We start from the raw sequence: 20,656 nt of genomic DNA on the forward strand, positions 1-20,656 counted from the left end.
TGTCGCTATCCGGGTTCCGCGTGCCCGGTCAACAAGACCGTCACCCGGGGATTACCGTCCTTGTCCCGGATCTGGACTTTGGATCCGAAATCTCCGTAGTTCGGGGCCTTGAAACTGATCGTCACACGGCACTTGGCATTCGCTTTGTCGGGTGAGCAATCCGTGCCAACGAATTTGAACACCGCGGGATCGGCGGTGGAGATCGTGGCGGCGTCGTAGCATGCCCGCCAATCGATATACGTGTCGCGCTGCTCGGTCATGTTCGGAATCACCGTCCCGAAATTCAACATGCCTCCGACGTACGGATCCGGACACTGTTGCTGCTGTTGTTGTTGTTGCTGCTGCTGTTGTTGTTGCTGCTGCTGCTGTTGCTGTTGTTGCTGTTGCTGCTGCTGTTGTTGTTGCTGCTGCTGCTGTTGCTGTTGTTGCTGCTGCTGTTGCTGCTGCTGCTGCGGATCTGACGGATTCGTCGGTTGCTGTGGCTGCATGGTGGTCACCGAGCTCGATTCGTTCGAATCAGTTGTCGTCCCGGTTGTCACAGCGGATTCGGAGGTGGTCGCGGTCCGGTCGCGAGTGACCTCGCCTGGCGGTGGGTCGATGGTGGTCGCGGGTTCGGACAGCGCCGTGTTCGTGATGTCGTTCGACGGGACAACCGCCAGGCACACCGCCAGCAGCTGCGCGAGAATCAGCAGCGCGACCACGACCGCGCAACGTAGCAATGCCCGATCACGGCCGCGGCGATCCCGCGTTCTCTGCATGTCCTCGATGGCCTTGCCAACCGCCCGGCTCACCGAATGTGTCGGCCCTATCCGGGAGACGAACGTCGGGTACCACGACCGGTACAGCTCTATCCGCTCCTCGAGCCCCGAGGTCGCGATACCGGCGAGGAAGGTCAGCGCACCGGTCGGATCGCCCGCCCCCAGATAATGCCGCACCCCGGCGACCCGCAGGTATTCCGCCGCGTGCGCGGTACCCGACTGCCCGGCCAGTATCACCGCCGCGTGCGCCCGCCGCAAACTGATCGCGTGACCCGCGACCGCGCTCTCCAACGCCGGTCTCAGCGCGGTGTGCGCGATTCCGAGGTGCTCGGCCGTCGTGCCGGGGCGTCGCCGGCTGATCAGTGCGCCGAGGCCTGTCACGACATGACGAGCGTCCGGTGCGGTCACCTCCACGTCGAGATGCTCGGTCGCCGACCGGCACACCAGCTCGATCGGCATCACCGGACCACTCGCCGCGGTCAGCAACACGATCACGACGACGTCGACTACATCGACCGAGCCTGCGTTCGCACCGTCGGCGAATCCCTCACGGGCGCTTCGGAACCGGCGGCCGACGATCGTGTCCACATCGAGCCCGCCCGTGAGCGCGCGATCCTCCCACGACGGGGCGCCTTCCAGCACCAACCGGGCCACCAGCCAGCCACCGGCCAATGCCCATGGTCGATCCGACGGTTCGGCGTCTCCGGGTCCGACACCGGTCGACACCGATCCCCGCACCGCGGTCCACAATTCGAGGAAGCGACTCTCCGGCCACGAATGAACAACACTGTCAACAAGATTGGTGCGCAAATAGTGGTAGATGTCGCGTTCGGAAGGCAGGGGAACCTCGAATCGGCGCATCGGCGGCAACCGCGGTGCCGACAACACGTCCGAGTCGGCTTGGGCGGTGACGATCAGACGAACATTGCCGAACTCGGGCTCCGTCGTGAGCTCCGCGACGCATTCGATGATCGACGCACGATGATCGGGGAGGTCGAGCCCGTCGAGCAGGATCGTCGTGCGCCGCGCGGATGTTCCCGCCCCGGTCAGCAGCTCTCGCAGAACGGCGGGGACCGGGCTGCCGTCGTAGACTTCGGACTCGGCCAGATCATCTCCGCTTCCGCGCAGCTGCGCGACCAGCTCACGCACCACCGAACCGCGGTCGCTGCTGCCGGTCAGGAACACCGCCGCGCTGACATACCGAGCGGTTATGGTCACAACATCGGTCAGATACGGGCGGACCAGCAGTGCGGCCATGGTCGATTTGCCGCTGCCTCCCGGACCGACGATCACCCGCAGCCTGCGGCCACCGTCCTCGATGAGGTCGTTGAGTTGTTCGGCCAGAGTCGTCGTGACGAGCAGATACCGGGTCAGCTCGCTGACGGTGTCGGCTTCGCGGCGACCGAACAGGACATCGGCCTTCGGCGCGGCGTTGCGCACCAGCCACATACCAGGATCGCCACCACTGGGCTTGCGATCCACGACCGCGGAATACCGCGGCCGTTGGCGCTCGCAGTCCCCGGTTACCTTTTCCGCGAGGTCGGCCAGCAGAAGACGGTCCCCGCGATCAGGAATACCGGAACGAGCATGGCGAACCAATGCTCGCGTGAACGCCCCGTCGAACGCCTCACCGTCCCCGGCTGCGACGAACAACTCCACGCGACCCGACACATCCAGCATCGACCCGGACCATTCCCGTCCGGCCGCTTCCTGCACGGCACCGGCGAAGCAGGTATCGATCAGCACGATCACGCCATCCAGACGACGCCGGCTGTTGGCTATCGCGGTCGGAACCACATTCGGAAGGTCGAACGCGGACTGCGCGTCCAAATTGCGCTGATCCTGCCCGTCATCCACCGACGGGCACGGAGAATCCCGCAACAGATAGTAGTAATGCCTGTTCTGGTTCACCGCGCCATGTCCGATGAAGGCGAGCAACAGCGTCGCGCGGACACCGGCCGCGGCGAGCACCGCATCCTTTACCGCCTTGGTCAAGGCATCCAACGGCGGATCGACCAGGACCATTCCATCGGGCAGCGCCGCTTCCCAGCCGCCGGCAGATGTCAACACCGAAGACAATTCGCCGGCGAGAACCGCAGGAAAATCCAACCGGCCCAACACATCGCACTCGGAACTGACGATCAGGGCCAGCCTCTTCCCCACATCCCCATCCTAACTCCCCGACACCCGATACACGGCCCTGATCACTTGCGGCGCAATACCTTCGACGCGCACCCGAAATGCCGGACTCAAAACGAACCCCGCGAACGAACAACCCCCGCGACGCGCGACAACGCGCGACTCTGAAATTCACGTCTTGCCCGCCGCGATCGACACCCGAGAACGAGCGGAGTATCGGCTCGCCGAGGAAATGTGCCCCTCGGGACGACGCGGCCGGGCCGTTACAGGGCGAAAACCGCCGTGGTCAGACGATCGAAAATGCCCGCGGTCCCCCGAAAGGAAAAGCTCCACCGCCGGTCGTCGCGATTGTTCCTCGCCGCGGTCCTCGTCGCAGCACCCGAGCCGCGATCGCCCGCTTCGATCCAGTCCTCGGCGACGGGTTTGGACCAGCCACGGCATCCGGCGACCACCGCTTGCGGCGCAGGGAGTTCGATCTCTCCACGGTAAGCGCGCGCATACAGTGTGGACGGCTCAACGCCTGCCATCCCGGCGAGTTCGATCATGCCGACCAGTTGATCATCGGCCAGTTCCGGCGCCGACAGGCCCACTACGCACCGCGCCGGTGCCTGTGCTTCCTTCGGACGTCGTGCCGCCCACAACGCCAAATGGTCGACCCAGTCGCCCGGCCACGACCGCGGGCGTCGCCGGTCTGGCGCCCGGTGGCGACCGTCCTGGTCGCGGTAGAGCTCCGCGACCGAGAAGACTCGCCCCCGGGCCCCATCCGCGGCGCCCCCGAGTGCATCGGCGACAGTCACCGTGACCGCGTCACGAACCGAACGACGCACGAAACGCCGACCGGAGCGGTCCATGATCTGGCGCGGCCGATACCAGTTCGTCCCGTCCCACCAGTAGCCGCCCGCCCGCAACGTCAGCACCTCGTCGTCCCAGTCCATATGCAGCAACGACGCGTCAATATTGTCGACCAGCACTACCGATCGTCCGTGCTCGGGATGGAACCGCACACACCACGCCAGGTCATGATTACCCGGATCGGTGGTGTACGCCCGCCATCCGTTGTGCCCCCCGCTCTCCGCGCGCCCGCAGTCGTCCCACCGACTCCACATGCCCCGCGTCTCGTGGCCTCGGCCGGTCGCCTCGATCAGACGCGGATCATCGCTGCGAATATGAGTGTCATCGACGAACACCAAACCCGGCACCGGATGATCGGTCGAGATCCCGTTCGCCACCGGCTGTACAACACGTATCATCGAGAATCCCCTCCCCCCGACCACGTTACCGAACCACGGACGTACGTGCGGCGTGGCAACTCGCCCGAAGGCCCGTCCGACCGAGCCATCCCCGGGAACATTCGACCCACCGAAGCGGGGCCGACCGCCGGTAGTCGCCTGTCTCCGAGCTACCCGGTCGACAGTGGGTTCGTGGGTTGATACGTTCCAGCTCTTCGAAATCGGTGGCAACACCGAGTGGTCCGAGCGCAGCGACCGACCCGGACGGCCAACCGGCACGCCGATGTGGGCGGGCACACCGGCGTCCCGGCGTACGAGGCGGATGAAGAGTAGGACCGGGCAGTCAGGTCATTCCGCCGCGTAGATCGCGTCCAGGTCGACCAACATCGGCTTGTCCGTATCACCGGCACGCTGTCCGGGGACCACACCCTCCGCCCACAGATTCTCATCGAATCCGGCGCCGCTGTAGCAGGACTAGGTGGATTTACCTCGGTTGAACGGATCTGCTTCGCGAGTGATCAACTGTGCGTCTTCGAGCACCGACAGCGGATGACCGATGTCGGTCGACGAGCGACCGATCGCATTGGCGATACCGCCCCGCGTCGTATGACCACCGGCGATCGCACCCAGCACCGCGTGGTAAAGAGCGACATCTCGAATCTCGGTTTCCTCGGCGAGGAGATACCGGGCTTCACGAAATAGCGGGACCTGCGGGTTGAGCACGGTGCGCAGTACCCACGAGTCGAAGTCCACCAGAGATTCCGGCACGTCACCCGCGACGAATTCACGCCGATAGGCCGGTGTGCCGCCGACGATCGAATGCACGAGCACAGCGAGGCGCGGGTCGTCGATATCCCAGAACCGCGCGGAATCCAAATATCCGAGCGGCCTGACAATCAATTCCATACTAGGTCAGCCAAGTCAACGGGATGACCTACACGGCTGATCGCCAGCGCGTCGCGGCTGCGGTCACAGTCGACCGACGGCGGATCGCCATCGCTTCATCCCTCGACGCGCTTGCGCAGACCGTTCAGCGTGCTGTCCACGAGCCCTTTGATCACTCGGTTACGAATGAAGCCGGGCAGCGGCAGGTTGTGGTGGATGGTCAACTGGTAGGTGACCGACGTGGTTGCCGGGCCGGCTTCCTCCAGGTGGTAACTACCTTCCTGACCGGTCTGCAGGCGACCTTCCACCATCGACCAGCTCATGCCGTCGTCACTGTGGCGATAGCGGAGAGTATAGGTGTCGGTGCCGACCGTCGCCGACGCCTTGAACCTGGCGATCGACGGCAGACCGGTGTGCTCGTCGACCTCGAGCACCTCGGCTTCGAGGATCTCGGGAATCCATTCCGGCTGACTTCGCAGATCCCGGATGGTCGCCAGCACCCGCGCCGCCGAGGCATGCAGGCGCACCGTTTTCGTCGCACTGTCAGTGGGCACGGCCGCCACCCCCGCAGCAGTTCGCGGATCGGAATGCGGCTGTCCATATATCGGTCACGAGATCTCCTCACGGTGGAGATGCCGACGCCGCTCGGGTCCCGAGGCGGTTATCAGTCACAGTACTCCCGAATTGCGGTCTGCCCGTCGTGCACATCACCAGCGTCGCGGCCCGGCGGGTCGCGGATGCGTTTCCCGCACGACGTCCTGTTGGCGGCCGTCCACGGCGTCTCCGTGCTGCTTCGTGCACACGCCGCAGCACACACCATCCAGTGGATCGCCACCGCCATGACCGCATTCATCGCCGCCGGAGCATTCTGGCTGTCGTTCACCGCGCTACGGTCGCTCGCCATCGCCGCCGGAGTCCCGCACGGCGAAGCATGGCTGTGGCCACTGATCATCGAAGGCTCGATGGCCGAATCCACCGTCGCCCTAATCGCCCTCGCCCATTCCGCACAGGGAGAAGACCGTGCGCACGCCACCACCGAACCGACCACCGACCTCGCAGCGCTCGAGTGCCGTGCGCCCCACAACGATCAGGTCCAATTACCACCGGTCGATATCGCCGTACCCGTGCACACGTCTTCACACGAACTCGAAAAAACAGACCATGACTTTTCGACACTGGCGGCAGCGCTGTGCGCACGTAACCCAGCCAGACGCCGAGACCCGGGGCAGTCCCGCTCGCCCTTCACCCGGCTCGAACTTCCCACCGGCACAGGCTCTTTCTCACGAGACGTCATCGAGGGTTCACTGCTATTCACCCGTCCGGCCTTCCCCTCGCCTGTCACCACCGGGTGGAACGGCAGCGCGTGGGCTTCTCCCCGGAGCTTCGCACCCCGCCGTTACCGACGACGCACGTCCAGGTGGGGACAGATCATCGGACACTGGCCCGGGACCACCCTGACATCGGCATCAACGCCGACCCCCTCTCACTAGACCGCCCACTCAACACACGCGACCTCATGTCGCACCCTCACCATTAGCCTGGATTTTGCGTGAAAGTCCGCCGATAGGGGCGCATGAAGTGCGAAAGTGCCTGTCCTGCAAGGCATAATGGGACTTCTCTAGGGTTCCATGATGCTGCTGGAAGGCACTTCGCAGGTGAAGAATATCGCAACGCTGGGCCGGGTACGGGTCTCGGCGGACGGTCGCGGGGTCGTGTCGCATGCCGGGATGGGGATGCTGCGGGAGCTGGCGGACCTGACGACATTGTCCGCGCAGGTCACCGCGGTGCTGGCCGACACCTATCGCGGGCCGTGGGTGTATGCACCGGGTGCGGTGTTCGCGGATCTGGCGGCTGCGGTCGCCGACGGCGCGGACTGCATCGACGGGGTCGGGCAGCGGTGCGGTGACCGCGAGCACGTGTTCGGGGCTGCGGCGTCCACGACCACGATGTGGCGGCTGGTCGATGAACGCATCGACGCTGCGCATCTGCCAGGAATCCGTTGTGCGCGTGCGGTGGCCAGGGCGAAGGCGTGGGCCGCAGGTGCGGCCCCGGCCCGGGGTGGGTGGCTGCATATCGATGTCGATGCCACGATCACGATCGATCATTCCGACCGCAAGGAGAACGCGGCGGCGACCTGGAAGAAAACCTACGGTCACCACCCGTTATCGGTGTTCCTGGACCGCCCCGAGATCGCGGGCGGGGAAGCCCTGGCCGGGCTGCTACGCCCCGGCAACGCCGGATCGAACACCGCGTCCGATCACGTCACCGTGCTCGAGATGGCTCTGGACTCACTGCCCGCGGACCGGCGGCCGAACCCGGATGATCCTGGCGCGCAGAAGATCCTGATCAGGTCGGACTCGGCGGGCGCTTCCCACAAGTTCGCTGCCGCGTGCCGGAACAAAGCAGTGGGGTTCTCCTTCGGGTTCGCCGTGGACATCCGCGTGCGCGAGGCCGTGGAAATCCTCAACGAAACCGAAAGCTTCTACCCGGCAATCGAATCCGGTGGCGGTATCCGTGAGGGCGCCTGGGTCGCCGAGGCAACCGGGCTGGTCGATCTGAGCGCCTGGCCCACCGGAACCCGACTGATCATCCGCACCGAACGCCCCCACCCCGGCGCACAGCTGCGGTTCACCGACTCGAACGGCCTACGGATCACCGCGTTCATCACCGACACCCCCGAACACGTCGTACCAGGGCAGATCGCAGGCCTCGAGTTGCGGCACCGCCAGCACGCCCGCGTCGAAGACCGCATCCGCGGGGCCAAAGCAACCGGGCTGCGCAACCTGCCCTGCCACGCATTCGACGCCAATGCCGCCTGGCTCGAAATCATCCTGGCCGCAACTGATCTCGTGGCCTGGACCAAACTGATCGGCTTCGGCGACCAGCCCGAACTCGCCCCCTGCGAGATCGGCGCCTTCCGCTACCGCGTCCTGCACGTCGCCGCCCGCATCACCCACTCCGCCCGGCAAACCCGCCTGCGCATCGACGCGACCTGGCGCTGGGCCACCGCAATCGCCACCGCTTGGCACCGCCTCCGCACGGCCTTCACCTGACCCCGGAACCGTCCCTATCCACCCGAACCGAAGGACCGAACAGCCCTGGAAAGCCCGCCCAACCTGGCTGGGCGGTCCCCGATAACGAGACCACCCGGAAATAGAGCCAGGTGATTTCGTACCGTGTTCAGTTGTTCCCGCAGGCCACCGGGTGGTGGGTGCAGGTGCAGGCCGCAGCGTACTCGGCCGGCGTCAGGTAGCCCAGCGCCGAATGCCGGTGCCGCCGGTTGTGGTCGACCTTGAAATCGCCAATCACGACCCGGGCCTCGAGCAGGCTCGTCCAGTGGTTGCGGTTCAGGCACTCGGTCCGCAGCCTCCGGTTGAACGATTCGATGTACCCGTTATTCCATGGAGTGCCCGGCGGAATGTACGAGATCCCCACACTGTCGCCGCAAAAATGTTGCAGTGCAGACGAAATCATCTCCGGTCCGTTGTCCATACGCAGCACCCGCGGTGGCCCGCCCGCCGCCGCGAACACCTTCTCCAGCTCCTCGACCAGCCGATCGGCGGTGATCGAGCGCTCCACTATGTGCAGCAACGATTCCCGCGTGTGCTCATCGATCATCGACGCGATCTTCACCGCCCGACCATCCACGCTCGAGTCGAACTGGAAATCCAACGCCCACACCACCTTCGGCGCATCGGCCTCGACCGGCGGCACCGAGGAAACCCCGGCCCGCTTGCGAGGGTGGTGTTCGCGGACCTGCAAGCCCTCCTCCCGCCAGAGCCGGTGGACCTTCTTGATGTTGACGTCGCAGCCCTCGTCGAACCGCAACCGCGCCCACGCACGGCGAAACCCGTGCCCCTGGTTCTTGACCGCGTACGAACGCAGCCACGCCCGCAAACCGGCGTCCGGGTCGACCGGCGTCTCCTTGGCCGGCCGACACCGGCAGGTCGACCTGGCAAGCCCAACAACCCTGCACGCGAACCGTTCCGACACGCTCTTCACTTCCATGAGCATGTCCACGGCACGACGCTTGGCCGCTGGGCTCAGAATTTTCCCTTCGCGATCTCCCGCAGCGCGTCCTTCTCCAGCTCCGCATCGGCAAGCAGCCGCTTCAACCGGGCGTTCTGCTCCCGCAACTCCTTGAGCTCCTTCGCCGCGTCGGTATCCACCCCGCCGTACTGACGGCGCCAGTTGTACAGCGTGGCCGTCGACACCCCGATCTCCGCGGCGACCTCCTCGCCGGTCTTCCCGGCGGCGGTCAACTCGTCGGCACGGCGCAGCTTCCGCACGATGTCCTCCGCGGAATGCCGCTTACGTCCTGCCATGTCCTCAGTGTCCCTTCTCGGCCCTCACCAGGCCAAACAGGACTCTAATACCGATCGGTCTCATTCATAGGGAGCGGCCCATGGCGAAACAGGCAGACCAGCCATGCCCGAACCCGGCAAATCAAACCGAACCAGCCGACCAGACACCACTCTCAACAACAGACCGATCGGCACGCAAAATCGAGGTTAGGTGCTCCCGATACTGCCGATTCAACCCTAAGCAAGTCGAATCATCTCAGCTCAGGGCGCCTTTCGCCATTTCTGGCGCACGAACACTCGATTGCCATGAATAGCGCAGGTTAGATTGACAGACCCTGACCTGACTTGGAAAGACGCTTGGAGGTATACGCGGTCGCCCTTAAAAGGGGCAGGCGGGTAGCCACCCCCCGTCATGCGCAACCCACCACAGACCGGGGCCACCACGGAGCGCTACGGGGTGTTAGCCTGCCCAGTCTTTGCCTGCCGTGCAACTCTCTGACGATCCACTCTGGCGGGACCCTGATAAATCTCTTCTAGAACTTCGATCATGAAGTTCAGGACATCGGCAGCCTCGTCACCGTCAATCGACTGCTGAGCGAAATCACCGTGCGCGATCTCGTTCCCGACGAAGCGAATCTCGTGGGCAGCGTCTTTCGTATGTGCACGAATCAGCCCCCTGCTATGGAGACTATCAATCTTGCTCGCAAGATTGCCGTTCGCTATACCCTTGTCCTTCGCGACAGCCTCCACCACCGCCCTGGCGAGGATGACCGCAGCCCGGTTGTGACCGATGCTGAGACATTCAGTCGCTTCAGTAGCAGGGCTGGCGATGTGGGCTGGCACATCCGGGAAATCCTGACCAAACGCATTCGCCGGATGCCACACGATGTCCGCCGCGTTGGCGCGCTCAAATCTCTCGTGACTAGGGCTAACGCCCATCATAGGCATGACGCCGAGCGAGCCCCATCGGCATGCAGAACAGGCGAAGGCTCCGATCTGGAGAGACTTCCCACCGGGTTCGGGAATCGACCAGACACTGTTCTGCATGAGGACCATGTGCGAGAACGCGCCACATTTCCAACAGCGCTTACTTGGCAAATCAGCACCTACCTTCGATCTCAAGATCGATGCAGACGTGCCCCCCGCGTGCCCCAACTGTCAGTGCACGGCGGTACCCAGCGGTCAGAGATCGGCTGCATACCCAAAGCTGTCACACTAAAATTCCCCTGACCAGGTGCTACACCAAGGGGATGGAGTGGGGCTCATAAGAAGGTACTCGAATCTTTACAGCCTCAGTCACCTGCAAGAGGTCATCGCCCGCGTTTCCGCTGCTCAGAAGCGCCAACAGGTCCACGGACAGCCTCCAGTCCGCCGCTACCGCATAGATCGTCGGCTCACCCCCGAAGTCATCGCCGAACTGGTGGACGCCTATCGTCAAGGCACCAGCACCCCCACACTCTGTGAGCAGTACAACCTGTCCAAAGGCAGTGTCCTGAAGCTCTTGGCACAACACGGCATCACCATGCGCCACCAACCGCTGACCGACCTTCAGATCGACCGTGCCGTCGAGCAGTACCGAGCCGGGGACTCTCTCGCCACGATCGCCAAGCAACTCGACAGCGCTGCCACGACCATCCGTAGCGCCCTCGCCGCCCGCGGCATCGGGATGCGTCCGGCTGGTGGCGGCAACCCGATGAGTAGGCGACATCGTTCATGATGCATACCGAGCCCACCGGGTGGTTGAGAGGCGGCGCGGGTATGAGCCGGAGAATATGCATGCTCGGGCGGTCGTCCATGTGACCGCCAAAATATGCGCGCTTCGTGAAGCAAGGGCACTCGCTGAAGCGCGCAGCGTCGACAGTGCCGACCTACGACGACTTGGTAGCGTTGATCAGCTTTATAACCGCCTCGAAATTATCGAGCGTTTCAGTGCTGAACTTCGCGACGAGCTTGAGTCGATCACGCAGCAACACATCGGCTGGCTTGCCATGGTCCGTAAAATCGTGCCCCTGCGTTCTGCCGATACGATCGATGATTCGGGTGCCGGGCTGGAGTTTGCTCTTGTAGATTTTCGTGCCGAACGCGCGGTTATACAGGCTGAGGTAGTCGCCAACCTCGAAAAGGTCTTCGATGTCGGCTTGCTTGGTGCCCGTCACCTGGCCGATCATCAAGAGTCGCTTTGAACCAAGCAAGCCCTCTTTCGCCAAGTTCGTAAGTCGCTGAGTTCCCTGCGCGCCACTGTCTATGAGGACGGTGACATCAAGGCTTCGCCCGATTAGCGCGACGAACGCGGGGACGCTATTCACGCCACCAGTCGGCAAGATTCGCCAGGCGTCATCGAGCCCTTCACGACCGAGAGATTTCAGGTGATCGCTGATGATCGTCAAGTAGGTGAAGTCAGAAGTGCCTTCAACAAGTAGATTGTTCGGACCTATAAACAAACTTTGCGCAACATCGTAGCCAAGTGCCGCTTGCAACGGGAATAGAGTGTCATTGCCAACACTGAGGACTTCAGATGAGATAACTGTACCGAGTTTTGCCCCTTTGTCTTCTACGACGCGAACACGGTCGAGCTTGGACGTCTCCACCATGAAGGGCGAGTGCGTTGTGTAGATGACCTGCACTGACGGGGCGAGGCGCTCGTCAATGAAGCGAAGAAAATCTGCTTGGGCTTTTGCATGCAGCGCAAGTCCGGGCTCATCGAGCAACACGATGACGTTGTCGTCGTCGCCGAATTCGCTGAACGCAGCGAGGAAGGAGAAGAACCACTGGAACCCTGCGGACCGCTGACCGAAATTGCTCGTGAAGCCGTGCCGCTTGTCTTTTACGCGGATGTCCAGATAAGTCGCGACTGCCTGCTTGTTCATGCCACCGTGAGGGTGCTGAGTTTGGACTGTCTGCTTATCGATGTCGATCTTGACTTCGAGCTGCTCGTTCTGAGTCCAATATTCAAAGACCTGATCTGTCAGGTCATTTGAAACTGCTTCCATCTCTGCGGTGCGCTCTTCGTAATCGTCATCTCGAAGAGACTCGGTTGTAGTTCCCGCAAGTTCCAACAGAGCCCGGACGGTCTGAAGCTCGGTGCTTGCAGGACCATCTTCCTTCTGATCCACGTCATCGAGAGCAACGCGACCAGGTAGCACGCTGTACTGGCTGAAGTAGAAGAATTTCGGCATACGCTCCCGAAGAATACTCACTGCTCGTTGCCAGGCGGTGCTATCCCCGATCGCCTCCTCGACAACGGCGCTCAGTTGCCTCAAGTCGTCCAATTCGACATCAGATTCATCCGAATCATCGAATTCGGCGATGGCTGTATTCACCTCGTCGCGCAGATGCTCGATTGTTCTTGCGGTCGCGAACTTCTCGCGTACCACCAGCGGTGATTCCGCAATATCCAGCATATGCCGTACAATGTTCTCGTGGCGAAGGGTGAGATTGGCAATGGTGCCAGTGTATGTCCTTCCGTAGACGAAGTTCCTATCGGCAAGCGCATCGTCACCGAAGCGCGCCTCGACAGCCTGAACATCGTCGTCGGATAACTCGAATTGGACACTGATCGGCTGCGCGCTATTGGCGACGCCTGACTTTCGATCCTTGGTCAGGAGCCAACGCGGATAGTGCTCGCTGATTACGAACTTCTCGCCATACGCAGGTTTCAAACGGTAAAGAGCTGTCAGCGCCGCAGTCTTTCCCGACTCATTCTTGCCGACGAGGCAAGTCACATCCGCCTGCACAGCGACAGTGCCGGAATCAAGTATGTTCCGAAACTTCTCAATCCGGAATGAAATCAACTTCACTGAGCATCGTCCTGGAGGCTGTAGGGGGTGGGAGAAGTGTCGAGGCTGGCAAGTCCTGCTGTTTCGCATCTCGCGATCCGGTGAGTCGGTCGGGCTGCTGAGTGATCAGCAGCCCGACCGACTCACGCTATCTCGCTCAGGCGAGCTGGATCAGCTTCCAGTCGACCGCCTTGCCGTTGTACGGCGGCATGATGTTGTCCTTGGCGATCGGCGCGGTGGTCGACGGCGTACCGACGACCTGCCAGACGCCACTCTCCGGGCACTTGTCGCTGGTATGCGCGATCGTCCCGATCCCACTCATGCAGAACTTCCTTTCAACTGGTGCGCGCGACATCCATCGCCACGCATGGCAGCAGCAGGTAAAGCTCTGATCACGATGTGACCGCTATCACTGACAGCGATTCATCCCCCTGGTAACTTCAGCCCCCTGCCGACCAAGCAGTAGTGAAGCCCCAGGATCAGAGCCCCCAGCTCTTGTCCTGGGGTTTGCTGTACCGAGACCGAAGCTTACATCCGACTCCTCGGTTTTGGAAAGTCTGTTCGAGCGCGACTTCAAGATTCAAGCGTGATGTCGAACACCTGTTCCTTCGGCACTTGCAACCAGCTGTGATACCTCAGCGGAATGGCTCAACCGTCCAGTATTGATCCTGCCGGTTTCACAATCGATCGTGAACATGGCTATGCCTCCCCGCATAGCGGGAAGATTGCTCAGGCTAACCAAAGGTAAGTGGGGTTGACAGCCTTCGACGCAAGGCGAACGCACGCCCTGTTTGGGAATCATCTGCTTCGTGTTCGTCCTGAATCCGGTACCAGCACGCCGGACGGATAAGTGTCCGATGTGCGGCGCTGACACTGGTCGATGCCGATTCTGGAAGTGGGTGCCGAACACACAACACGCGCGTTCCACCCGATGGGATGAGCGTCCGACCGTCTCGAATGGCAAGCCGCCATCTGCTTGACTGACCAAGTGCCACCCAGCAGCACCACCCCTCGCATCCGCACCCTCGACGGTCTCCATCTGGCGACCACCCTCGTTGTCCCTGCCCAGCCAACGTCGCAGGCGGTCGTCCTCGTTCACGGCGGCGGCGTCACCCGTGAGGAGGGCGGATTCTTCACGCGCCTCGCGACCGGCTTGGCGGAAGCTGGTGTCGCGTCTCTCCGTTTCGATCTCCGCGGTCACGGCGAGAGCGAAGGCCGGCAGGAGGAACTGACACTCTCGACGATCCTCAACGACATCCGCGTTGTCGTCGCCGAGTTGCGCGAGGCGACCGGTGCGACGGAGATCAGCCTCCTCGGAGCCAGTTTCGGTGGCGGTATCTGCGGCTACTACGCCGCCAAGCGCTCGGACGAGCTGGCGCGGCTGGTGCTGCTCAATCCGCAGTTCGACTACAAGAAGCGCACTATCGACACCCGCGACTACTGGCACGACGACGTCATCAGCGACGAGCAGGCGCAGGAGCTGAACGCGACCGGCGCGGTGCAGTTCACGCCGACGCTGAAGCACGGTCGACCGCTGCTGAACGAAGTGTTCTGGCTGAAGCCGAACGAAGTCCTCGGCGAGATCGAGACCCCGACCCTGATCGTTCATGGCAACGCCGACACCTTGGTGCCGATCGACGGTTCCCGCGCAGCTATCGCGCAGTTCACCGCGTCCGTCGAGCTGGTGGAGATCGAGGGATCGCAGCACGGGTTCGCCGTCCACGATGATCCGCAATACCTGAACCCGAAAAGTCGGGAGTACCAGGCGGAGGTCATCCGGATTGTCGCCAACTGGCTGACGACCGGATCGGCGTCACGGCTGTAGTACGTCGTGGAGCTGGCGCACCATCGGTCGGTGCCGCCAGGCATCGAGCGCTCGCGTGACTTCGACTACGACGTTCATCGTTCGTTCCGATCGGGTCTCGCGGGCAATGCCGACGGATTGCACCGCGACTCGTGCGGCTTCGTCCGGTTCGCCGCTGAGCGCCAGGGCTTTGGCTTGCCGCGCACCGAAGAATCCGGTGTCGCGCCGGGACAACGACCCGCTGGTCAGCACATGACCGAACAGCTGGGCGGCGATCTGAGGCTTACCCGCCTCGGTGTAGCAGACAGCCGCTCGGAGGCGAAAGGTGTTCTGGTTGAAGTAGCTGATCAGCGGCTCATCGGTGGTTGTCACGGCTGTGCTGAGCATCTGTTCGGCGGTGTCGAGGTTCTGTTTCACTACAGTGACCGGCTCACCGAGCATCGCCCTGCCGAGTGCTTCCTGTTGCACCACTTCGGCTTTGATTCGGGAGGGAAGCTGCCATGGTCCCTCGTTGGCTGCCTGAGCCAACGTCAGAAGCGTGCCGGTATCCCGTGTCTCGTATGCCATTTGCGACTTCTTGAGGAGCACGTACCCCTGCATGGGCAGGCTGCCCGCGGCTTGCGCCCATTCCATCGACCTGTCGTAGAGGAAGGCGGCGGTGACCGGATCGTGAAGGTCACGGTAGAGCCATCCGGCGAATTCGGCACCGTCGGCACCGAGCGCGAGCAGTTGCCGTCGCACCACCGGCTGCACATCCTTGACGTGCTGGCGAATCGCCCCGATCACTGCCAGGGTGAGCGGCAATGCCTCCGAAGGACCGAGGGAGCCATCGTCAGCCTTACACCGGGCGAGCTGCTGACGGAAGAACTCCACGACGGTGCCGTCGAAGTAGCGGCGAGCGTCCCCCAGCGCCTGGCTCACCTGCTGAAGGTCGTCGGTCCAGCCGCCTGATGGCACCGGTCCGACACCATCCACGATCAGCCAGCGCGCCAACGCGACCGCATCGTGGTGTCCGCCCGATAAGAACCCACCCGGTTCGTTCGGAGTACCGGGCAGTTTGAACCAGAGGAGTTCTCTCGGAACATCGAGGATCTCGGCCCACCGGATCAGCTTGGAGATCTGCTCGGGCGCTGTTCCCTTCTCGATGCGACTGAGCTGCGCTTGGGTGAGACCGAGCCAGTTCGCCATCAATTCTTGGGGGAGTTGACGCCCATGAAATGGATGGGTGCGGTAGGCGTGGATCACGCGCCCCATATGCCAAGTAGCACAGGCATCTTGCATCTGATCGGTTCGCCAGAACCCCGGTGGCACTTCCGGCGGACGATGGCGTTCGCCGCGGGCGCTGCCGTCGCAGGGGCTGCATAACGCCTCGACGTTGTAGCTGTTCAGCCGAGCGCCACAGCGGGTGCAGTACCGCTGTGACTTAGGCACCCGTGTCATGGCTGTCCCTCCCACGATTGGTCGGTCTTCCTGGGGTTTCGCGACTTTGCGACCACCCCCGCCCTCGGTCGGGTGACCCTACCAGGGCTTGACAACCCACGGTATACGTTTCACGCATAGCCCCAATACGCCCTTGTCGTAGCCCTTTTCGCGCCCGAAACCGACCCTGAGGCGGTCACGAAAACCTTGCCAGGAAAGGGGTAGGCAGTGGCTTTGTCCCTTCTCGTCCCCATCTTCGGTCCGCCAGCTGCGGGCAAAACCACCCTGACCATGCAGCTCGGATCACCACCGGGGCGCCGGGTCTTCCGGCTGCGTGAGCACGTCTCCCGGCAGGTGCTGGCGGCGACGGCGGTCACCCCGGAGCAACTCGGATGGATCGATGACTTCACCGTCGTCGAAGCGCTGCGGCGCTACTTCGAGACCGTCAACGCCGAGCCGGATATCCACACCGTGCTGATGGACAACTTTCCGGGATCCGCCGCGCAGGTGGATCAGCTGCTCGCCACGGTGTGGGCGCTGACGCCGTGCCATATCGAGGCTGTCGAAGTGGTCACCGACGCCAAGAGCCTGAAGCAGCGCTCGCGCAACCGTAAAGTGTGTCATCGCTGCGAGCGCGACCCGATCAACGACCCGCGTCTGCCCGCCATCCCACGTGAAGACGATCCCTGGCAGTGCGCTCGCTGCGGCGGGCTACTGCATCCACGCCGAGGTGATTCACCGCGGCTGTTCAAAGCGCGGATGCAGCGCTACCACCAAGCCGCCGCCGGAATACGCGACAGCTTCTCCCGCGCGGATATTTCGGTCACCCAGCTCGACACCACCAACACCACCGAAGGGGCGGCGAATCTGCTTGCCCCGCTTCTCATCTCTCGGAGCATGCCGCTATGACGACTGTCCCTCTGCCCACACCGACCACAAGACGACGCGGGGATGGCTACGGGCATGCCCGTATGCCACGCGGTGCCGACGTACCGGAACCCGAGCGCATCGACCGGGTGGCGTACGGCAGATTCCGCAATGTCTATCTCTACATCACCGAGGCGTGCCAGCTCCGGTGCGAGCACTGCTACATGGGCGAGCGGCTCGACCGCGCGCTCAAGATGCCGCTGCCGCAGATCGTGGACACCCTCACCACTTGGCGGCGGATGGGCGGCGACAAACTGACTATCCTCGGCGGCGAACCGACGCTGCATCCGCATTACTGCGAGGTGATTCGCCTCAGCCGGAAATTGGGCTACGGGCACGTCATCACCACCACGAACGCCCAGAAGCCGGCGTTGCGACGCTTCCGGCAGCTCGAACCCGAGGACTTCGCCTACATCCAGGTCAGCCTCGACGGCGGCAGCGCAGACAGCCACGACGTGATTCGCGGGGCGGGCACCTTCACCCAAGCACTGGAGACCACCGCGGAGCTGACGCGCCGCGGCTTCGATACCCGCATCATCTGCACGGTCAACAAGACCAACGAGGACGACATCCTGGGGCTGCTCGACATCGCCGACCAGCTCGGCGTCAGTCTGGTGAAGTTCCACGTCTTCTCGACCATCGGCACCGGTCACGGCAACCCCGAGATGGCGATGAACCCACTGGAATGGATCGAGTTCTGCGATCGGCTGAATGAGCTTGCGCCGCAGTACAAGACACGGGTGTGGTACCAGCCGACCTACGCCCGGCGGGATCAGATGGCGCGCTACGCCGCCGAGGGCTACCAAGGATGCATCGGTCGAACGCTGGACCGGATCTCGATCTTCCCAGACGGTCGCTGCTACGTCTGCTCCTACCTGTTCGACACCGATCTATTCTTCGCCGAGATGGTCGACGGACAGGTGCGGCTCAACCACGGCGTCAACGAGTTCGACCTGTTCGCCGGTGCCCTCAACGAAAGCGCCTGCGGGGGCTGCAAGGCAGGCGCGTGCCTCGGAGGCTGCCCAGCCGAGGAAGTCGTCATGGGTCAGTCGTCCTGCTCGGCCTACGACGACATCGTGCCGGTCTGCCGGTTGTGGAAATCCAGCGCGAAACCCGAAAGCGAGCCTGCCTGATGGACGCGATGAACACCCTGTTCAAGGATCTGCGCGACCTGGACTGGAACGATATCGACGCCGTGGAGAACACCTGTACCGAAGTCCTCGACATCCTGGTCAAGGAACCCGGCATCGTGCGAGACCGGCTCGCCGAACTGCCCGACCGACCGGATCTGCTGAAGCTGTGCGAGCACTACGACATCTTGGACAAGGTCGTCCTCCACGATGATCCGAGCGGATTCCGGGTGCGGCTTCACGTCTTCCTACCGGGGTATTTCGATCGACCGCACAACCACCGCTGGTCTTACGCCAGCCGCATCTTGCGCGGTCAGTACCGGCACTTCCTGTTCGGAAACGCCGAACTTGACGAGCAGGTCGAGCCCGCGAAACTGCCAGTCCTGCAAGCCCGAGAAGAACTGGTCGGCAACGCCTACGCTCTGCACCACAGCATGGTCCACGCCGTCGTCGCCGAGCCCTACACCGTCTCCCTCGTCCTTCGCGGTCCAGCCATGAAGGACCGGTTCCTGGTGACGGACCGCAAGACGGGCGAGGCATGGTGGCAGTACGGCGCCACGCAGGAGTCCAAGGAGGATGCCGAACGAAAGCGGATGGCACCGGACCGTCTCAGTTGGTTGATCGAACAGCTGGACGAGTGGAGCCTATTTCGATAGGCATATGCTATATGCACAGTTCAGCGATGGGATAGTTGTGTCGGTGCCTCACGATACACTCCGCTTCATGAGTACCGACAGCACGAAGAAGTGCATGCACTGCCAGGGACCGATCGGTTCGACCGTGAAGCCCACCGCCGAAGGATGGGGTGCCGGGGCGCCCGTCCGCGAGGACATCTTCTACCACTGCCAGAACCAGTGCGAGATGTCTAGCCTTACCGGCGAATGCGGTCACTAGGCTACGCGACGGTGGACGAGGGCTTCTAGCTCGACCAGCGTCGGCAGCGGGGCGCTGTGGTGTCGTGCGCACCGCAGTGCCCCGCTCGCCGACGCCAACACCATACTGCGCTGCATCGACCACCCTTTGTCCAGCCCATACAGCAGCCCGCCCGAGAACGCGGCGCCCGCACAATGCGTATGCTGCACATTTACTCGGAACGCGGGTGCGAGTACCTCTTCGCGTGGACCGACTGCCACTGCGCCGGACGCTCCAGCCGTCACCACCGCCCAGGCTGCTTGCGTTCGGGTCAGGAGCGACCTGGCGACCACAGGCGCTTCGGCGTGATTGCCGTCATCGACGTTGGTCTGAATATGGAGCTTCTCGTAGCCCGCCACGATCCGACGCACTTCGTCGGACAGCGGCGATCCGCCGAGGTTGATCAGGAGCGGGACATTCGCTGCTCTGGCTGCCACGATGACCCGCACCGCGGCGGTCTCGATGAGTTCGTAGGCGTCGACGTAGACAAAAGTCGCGGTCTGAATCGGCAACAGGTCGATCTCCACAAGGCTGCCAACGACGCCGGGGAGATGCGCGAACCACGTCCGAGTTTGCACGCCGTCGACCACGACGGTGATCGACGGCGTACTCAGGCTCTCGTGAATGGCGGCTGTCACCGGGACACGGTGCTGGCGCAGCCAGGTGCGCACTTGCTCGCCAGGTCGATCGTCGCCGATTCCGTTGGTCATCAGGAGAGTCGGGACGCCGAGGGCAGCTAACACCGCCGCCGTCATCGGAGCGTCGGCGGCGATCGAGTCCTCGACCTCGACGATCGGAGCGCCGGAATTGGCGGTGGGAAACTGCGGAACGCGCCAGAGCTGAGCGGCGGCAAGGTAACTGAAGCAGACGATCTCGCTGGCGCGTGCCGTCATCGTCGAACTACCAGCCGTACGCCGAGAATGGCTGGTTCACAGCGATGTAGTCCATCGCGGTCCGGCAGTAGGCGATCATGTGGTCGGGCAACGCGTCCGCCGCGAACCACTCCAGCCCGCTGCACTTGTCGGGCTCCTGGTTCGTGGGCTCACCCCGCCACGAGCGCACCGTGAAGAAGAACGCCATCCGACCACCCGACGACGAGTTGTGCATGATGTGGCTGAACTGCACATCGTTCGCCTCGATCGTCACGCCGATCTCTTCGTCGGCTTCGCGAATCAGGGCGTCGATGACGGACTCGCCGGCTTCGAGGTGACCCGAGGGCAGATGCCACGCCCCATCCTCGAAGCCAGTGTTCTGGCGCTGCCCGAACAGCACTTCGCTGCCGCGGCGCAGTAGCAGATGAACATCGCCGGTGACCTTGTGGCGCTGCGGTTTTGCGTCGGTCGCCGATGCGGTTGCCGTCTGGCTCATGCAGA

Annotated in this window: 19 protein-coding genes; 8 read left to right on the top strand and 11 right to left on the bottom strand. The window is 63.2% G+C overall.

Going from position 1 to position 20,656, the window contains the following annotated elements; genetic code table 11:
- Window positions 1-5: 5 nt before the first annotated feature.
- From APZ21_RS35110 to APZ21_RS15815, 4 genes are all read right to left on the bottom strand, one after another.
- On the bottom strand, window positions 6-2,825 hold the full coding sequence (locus APZ21_RS35110) for an ATP-binding protein (RefSeq protein WP_176580237.1): 2,820 nt from the start codon (window positions 2,823-2,825) through the stop codon (window positions 6-8).
- A 335-nt stretch (window positions 2,826-3,160) separates the two neighbouring features.
- Window positions 3,161-4,147: a helix-turn-helix transcriptional regulator gene (locus APZ21_RS15805; RefSeq protein ID WP_156371104.1), complete on the bottom strand. Its 987-nt coding sequence runs from the start codon at window positions 4,145-4,147 to the stop codon at window positions 3,161-3,163.
- Between the two features lie 453 nt (window positions 4,148-4,600).
- A complete protein-coding gene (locus tag APZ21_RS15810) occupies window positions 4,601-4,951 on the bottom strand; it encodes an ATP-binding protein (RefSeq protein WP_156371105.1) in 351 nt (116 codons plus the stop codon).
- Between the two features lie 176 nt (window positions 4,952-5,127).
- Window positions 5,128-5,565, bottom strand: coding sequence for an SRPBCC family protein (locus APZ21_RS15815; RefSeq protein ID WP_054814372.1), 438 nt, complete (start codon window positions 5,563-5,565; stop codon window positions 5,128-5,130).
- Between the two features lie 183 nt (window positions 5,566-5,748).
- Here APZ21_RS15815 and APZ21_RS15820 point away from each other — a divergent pair, with 183 nt between their 5' ends.
- A complete protein-coding gene (locus APZ21_RS15820; protein ID WP_054814080.1) occupies window positions 5,749-6,501 on the top strand; it encodes a DUF2637 domain-containing protein in 753 nt (250 codons plus the stop codon).
- Window positions 6,502-6,666: 165 nt separating this feature from the next.
- On the top strand, window positions 6,667-8,064 hold the full coding sequence (locus tag APZ21_RS15825; protein WP_054814373.1) for an IS1380 family transposase: 1,398 nt from the start codon (window positions 6,667-6,669) through the stop codon (window positions 8,062-8,064).
- Between the two features lie 127 nt (window positions 8,065-8,191).
- On the opposite strand, the gene APZ21_RS15830 is transcribed toward APZ21_RS15825, so the two are convergent.
- Window positions 8,192-9,336, bottom strand: a protein-coding gene (locus APZ21_RS15830) for an IS3 family transposase (RefSeq protein WP_156371106.1) whose coding sequence is annotated in 2 segments (ribosomal slippage) — window positions 8,192-9,069 and window positions 9,069-9,336 — 1,146 coding nt in all. Because the reading frame shifts where the segments join, the coding sequence is not laid out codon by codon here.
- A 429-nt stretch (window positions 9,337-9,765) separates the two neighbouring features.
- The gene (locus APZ21_RS15840) at window positions 9,766-10,362 is read right to left on the bottom strand and encodes a DUF4145 domain-containing protein (protein ID WP_239476652.1); all 597 of its coding nucleotides are present in this window, start codon (window positions 10,360-10,362) and stop codon (window positions 9,766-9,768) included.
- 208 nt (window positions 10,363-10,570) lie between these two features.
- Here APZ21_RS15840 and APZ21_RS33020 point away from each other — a divergent pair, with 208 nt between their 5' ends.
- A complete protein-coding gene (locus tag APZ21_RS33020; RefSeq protein WP_239476653.1) occupies window positions 10,571-11,032 on the top strand; it encodes a helix-turn-helix domain-containing protein in 462 nt (153 codons plus the stop codon).
- Between the two features lie 151 nt (window positions 11,033-11,183).
- Here the strand turns inward: APZ21_RS33020 and APZ21_RS15850 are convergent, their stop codons facing one another.
- Entirely contained in the window at window positions 11,184-13,112 is a 1,929-nt protein-coding gene (locus APZ21_RS15850) for an AAA family ATPase (protein WP_054814084.1), read from the bottom strand.
- A 136-nt stretch (window positions 13,113-13,248) separates the two neighbouring features.
- Window positions 13,249-13,413, bottom strand: coding sequence for a hypothetical protein (locus APZ21_RS35115; RefSeq protein WP_169812058.1), 165 nt, complete (start codon window positions 13,411-13,413; stop codon window positions 13,249-13,251).
- Between the two features lie 666 nt (window positions 13,414-14,079).
- Between APZ21_RS35115 and APZ21_RS15860 the strand changes: the two genes are divergently transcribed.
- Window positions 14,080-14,916: an alpha/beta hydrolase gene (locus APZ21_RS15860; protein ID WP_054814086.1), complete on the top strand. Its 837-nt coding sequence runs from the start codon at window positions 14,080-14,082 to the stop codon at window positions 14,914-14,916.
- On the opposite strand, the gene APZ21_RS15865 is transcribed toward APZ21_RS15860, so the two are convergent.
- A complete protein-coding gene (locus APZ21_RS15865) occupies window positions 14,905-16,149 on the bottom strand; it encodes a helix-turn-helix domain-containing protein (RefSeq protein ID WP_204249105.1) in 1,245 nt (414 codons plus the stop codon). The two genes, APZ21_RS15860 and APZ21_RS15865, sit on opposite strands and share 12 nt — an antisense overlap.
- A gap of 393 nt (window positions 16,150-16,542) precedes the next feature.
- On the opposite strand from APZ21_RS15865, the gene APZ21_RS15870 reads away from it, so the two are divergent.
- From APZ21_RS15870 to APZ21_RS15885, 4 genes are all read left to right on the top strand, one after another.
- Window positions 16,543-17,223 (top strand): adenylate kinase family protein, encoded by a 681-nt coding sequence (locus APZ21_RS15870; protein WP_054814088.1) that lies wholly within the window; start codon window positions 16,543-16,545, stop codon window positions 17,221-17,223.
- Entirely contained in the window at window positions 17,220-18,374 is a 1,155-nt protein-coding gene (locus APZ21_RS15875; protein WP_054814089.1) for a radical SAM protein, read from the top strand. Before APZ21_RS15870 ends, APZ21_RS15875 begins: the two co-directional genes overlap by 4 nt.
- Entirely contained in the window at window positions 18,374-19,027 is a 654-nt protein-coding gene (locus tag APZ21_RS15880; protein WP_054814090.1) for a hypothetical protein, read from the top strand. The genes APZ21_RS15875 and APZ21_RS15880 overlap by 1 nt, the downstream gene beginning before the upstream one ends.
- Window positions 19,028-19,094: 67 nt before the next feature.
- Window positions 19,095-19,265, top strand: coding sequence for a hypothetical protein (locus tag APZ21_RS15885; protein ID WP_156371108.1), 171 nt, complete (start codon window positions 19,095-19,097; stop codon window positions 19,263-19,265).
- Here APZ21_RS15885 and APZ21_RS15890 read toward each other — a convergent pair.
- Window positions 19,262-20,176, bottom strand: a complete 915-nt coding sequence (locus tag APZ21_RS15890; protein WP_054814092.1) for a carbohydrate kinase family protein — start codon at window positions 20,174-20,176, stop codon at window positions 19,262-19,264. The genes APZ21_RS15885 and APZ21_RS15890 overlap by 4 nt on opposite strands.
- A gap of 7 nt (window positions 20,177-20,183) precedes the next feature.
- On the bottom strand, window positions 20,184-20,651 hold the full coding sequence (locus APZ21_RS15895) for an NUDIX hydrolase (RefSeq protein WP_054814093.1): 468 nt from the start codon (window positions 20,649-20,651) through the stop codon (window positions 20,184-20,186).
- Between the last annotated feature and the right edge of the window lie 5 nt (window positions 20,652-20,656).

Origin of the sequence: Nocardia arizonensis (assembly GCF_001310275.1) — a bacterium.
In the GTDB taxonomy this organism is placed as follows: domain Bacteria; phylum Actinomycetota; class Actinomycetes; order Mycobacteriales; family Mycobacteriaceae; genus Nocardia; species Nocardia arizonensis.

Bases quoted from the DNA above. Each gene is read 5' to 3' on its own strand.
- APZ21_RS15805 (WP_156371104.1), bottom strand. From the start codon at position 4,147: ATGATACGTGTTGTACAGCCGGTGGCGAACGGGATCTCGACCGATCAT.
- APZ21_RS15820 (WP_054814080.1), top strand. From the start codon at position 5,749: ATGCGTTTCCCGCACGACGTCCTGTTGGCGGCCGTCCACGGCGTCTCC.
- APZ21_RS15840 (WP_239476652.1), bottom strand. From the start codon at position 10,362: ATGCAGAACAGTGTCTGGTCGATTCCCGAACCCGGTGGGAAGTCTCTC.
- APZ21_RS35115 (WP_169812058.1), bottom strand. From the start codon at position 13,413: ATGAGTGGGATCGGGACGATCGCGCATACCAGCGACAAGTGCCCGGAG.
- APZ21_RS15865 (WP_204249105.1), bottom strand. From the start codon at position 16,149: ATGGGGCGCGTGATCCACGCCTACCGCACCCATCCATTTCATGGGCGT.
- APZ21_RS15875 (WP_054814089.1), top strand. From the start codon at position 17,220: ATGACGACTGTCCCTCTGCCCACACCGACCACAAGACGACGCGGGGAT.
- APZ21_RS15880 (WP_054814090.1), top strand. From the start codon at position 18,374: ATGGACGCGATGAACACCCTGTTCAAGGATCTGCGCGACCTGGACTGG.
- APZ21_RS15885 (WP_156371108.1), top strand. From the start codon at position 19,095: ATGAGTACCGACAGCACGAAGAAGTGCATGCACTGCCAGGGACCGATC.
- APZ21_RS15890 (WP_054814092.1), bottom strand. From the start codon at position 20,176: ATGACGGCACGCGCCAGCGAGATCGTCTGCTTCAGTTACCTTGCCGCC.
- APZ21_RS15895 (WP_054814093.1), bottom strand. From the start codon at position 20,651: ATGAGCCAGACGGCAACCGCATCGGCGACCGACGCAAAACCGCAGCGC.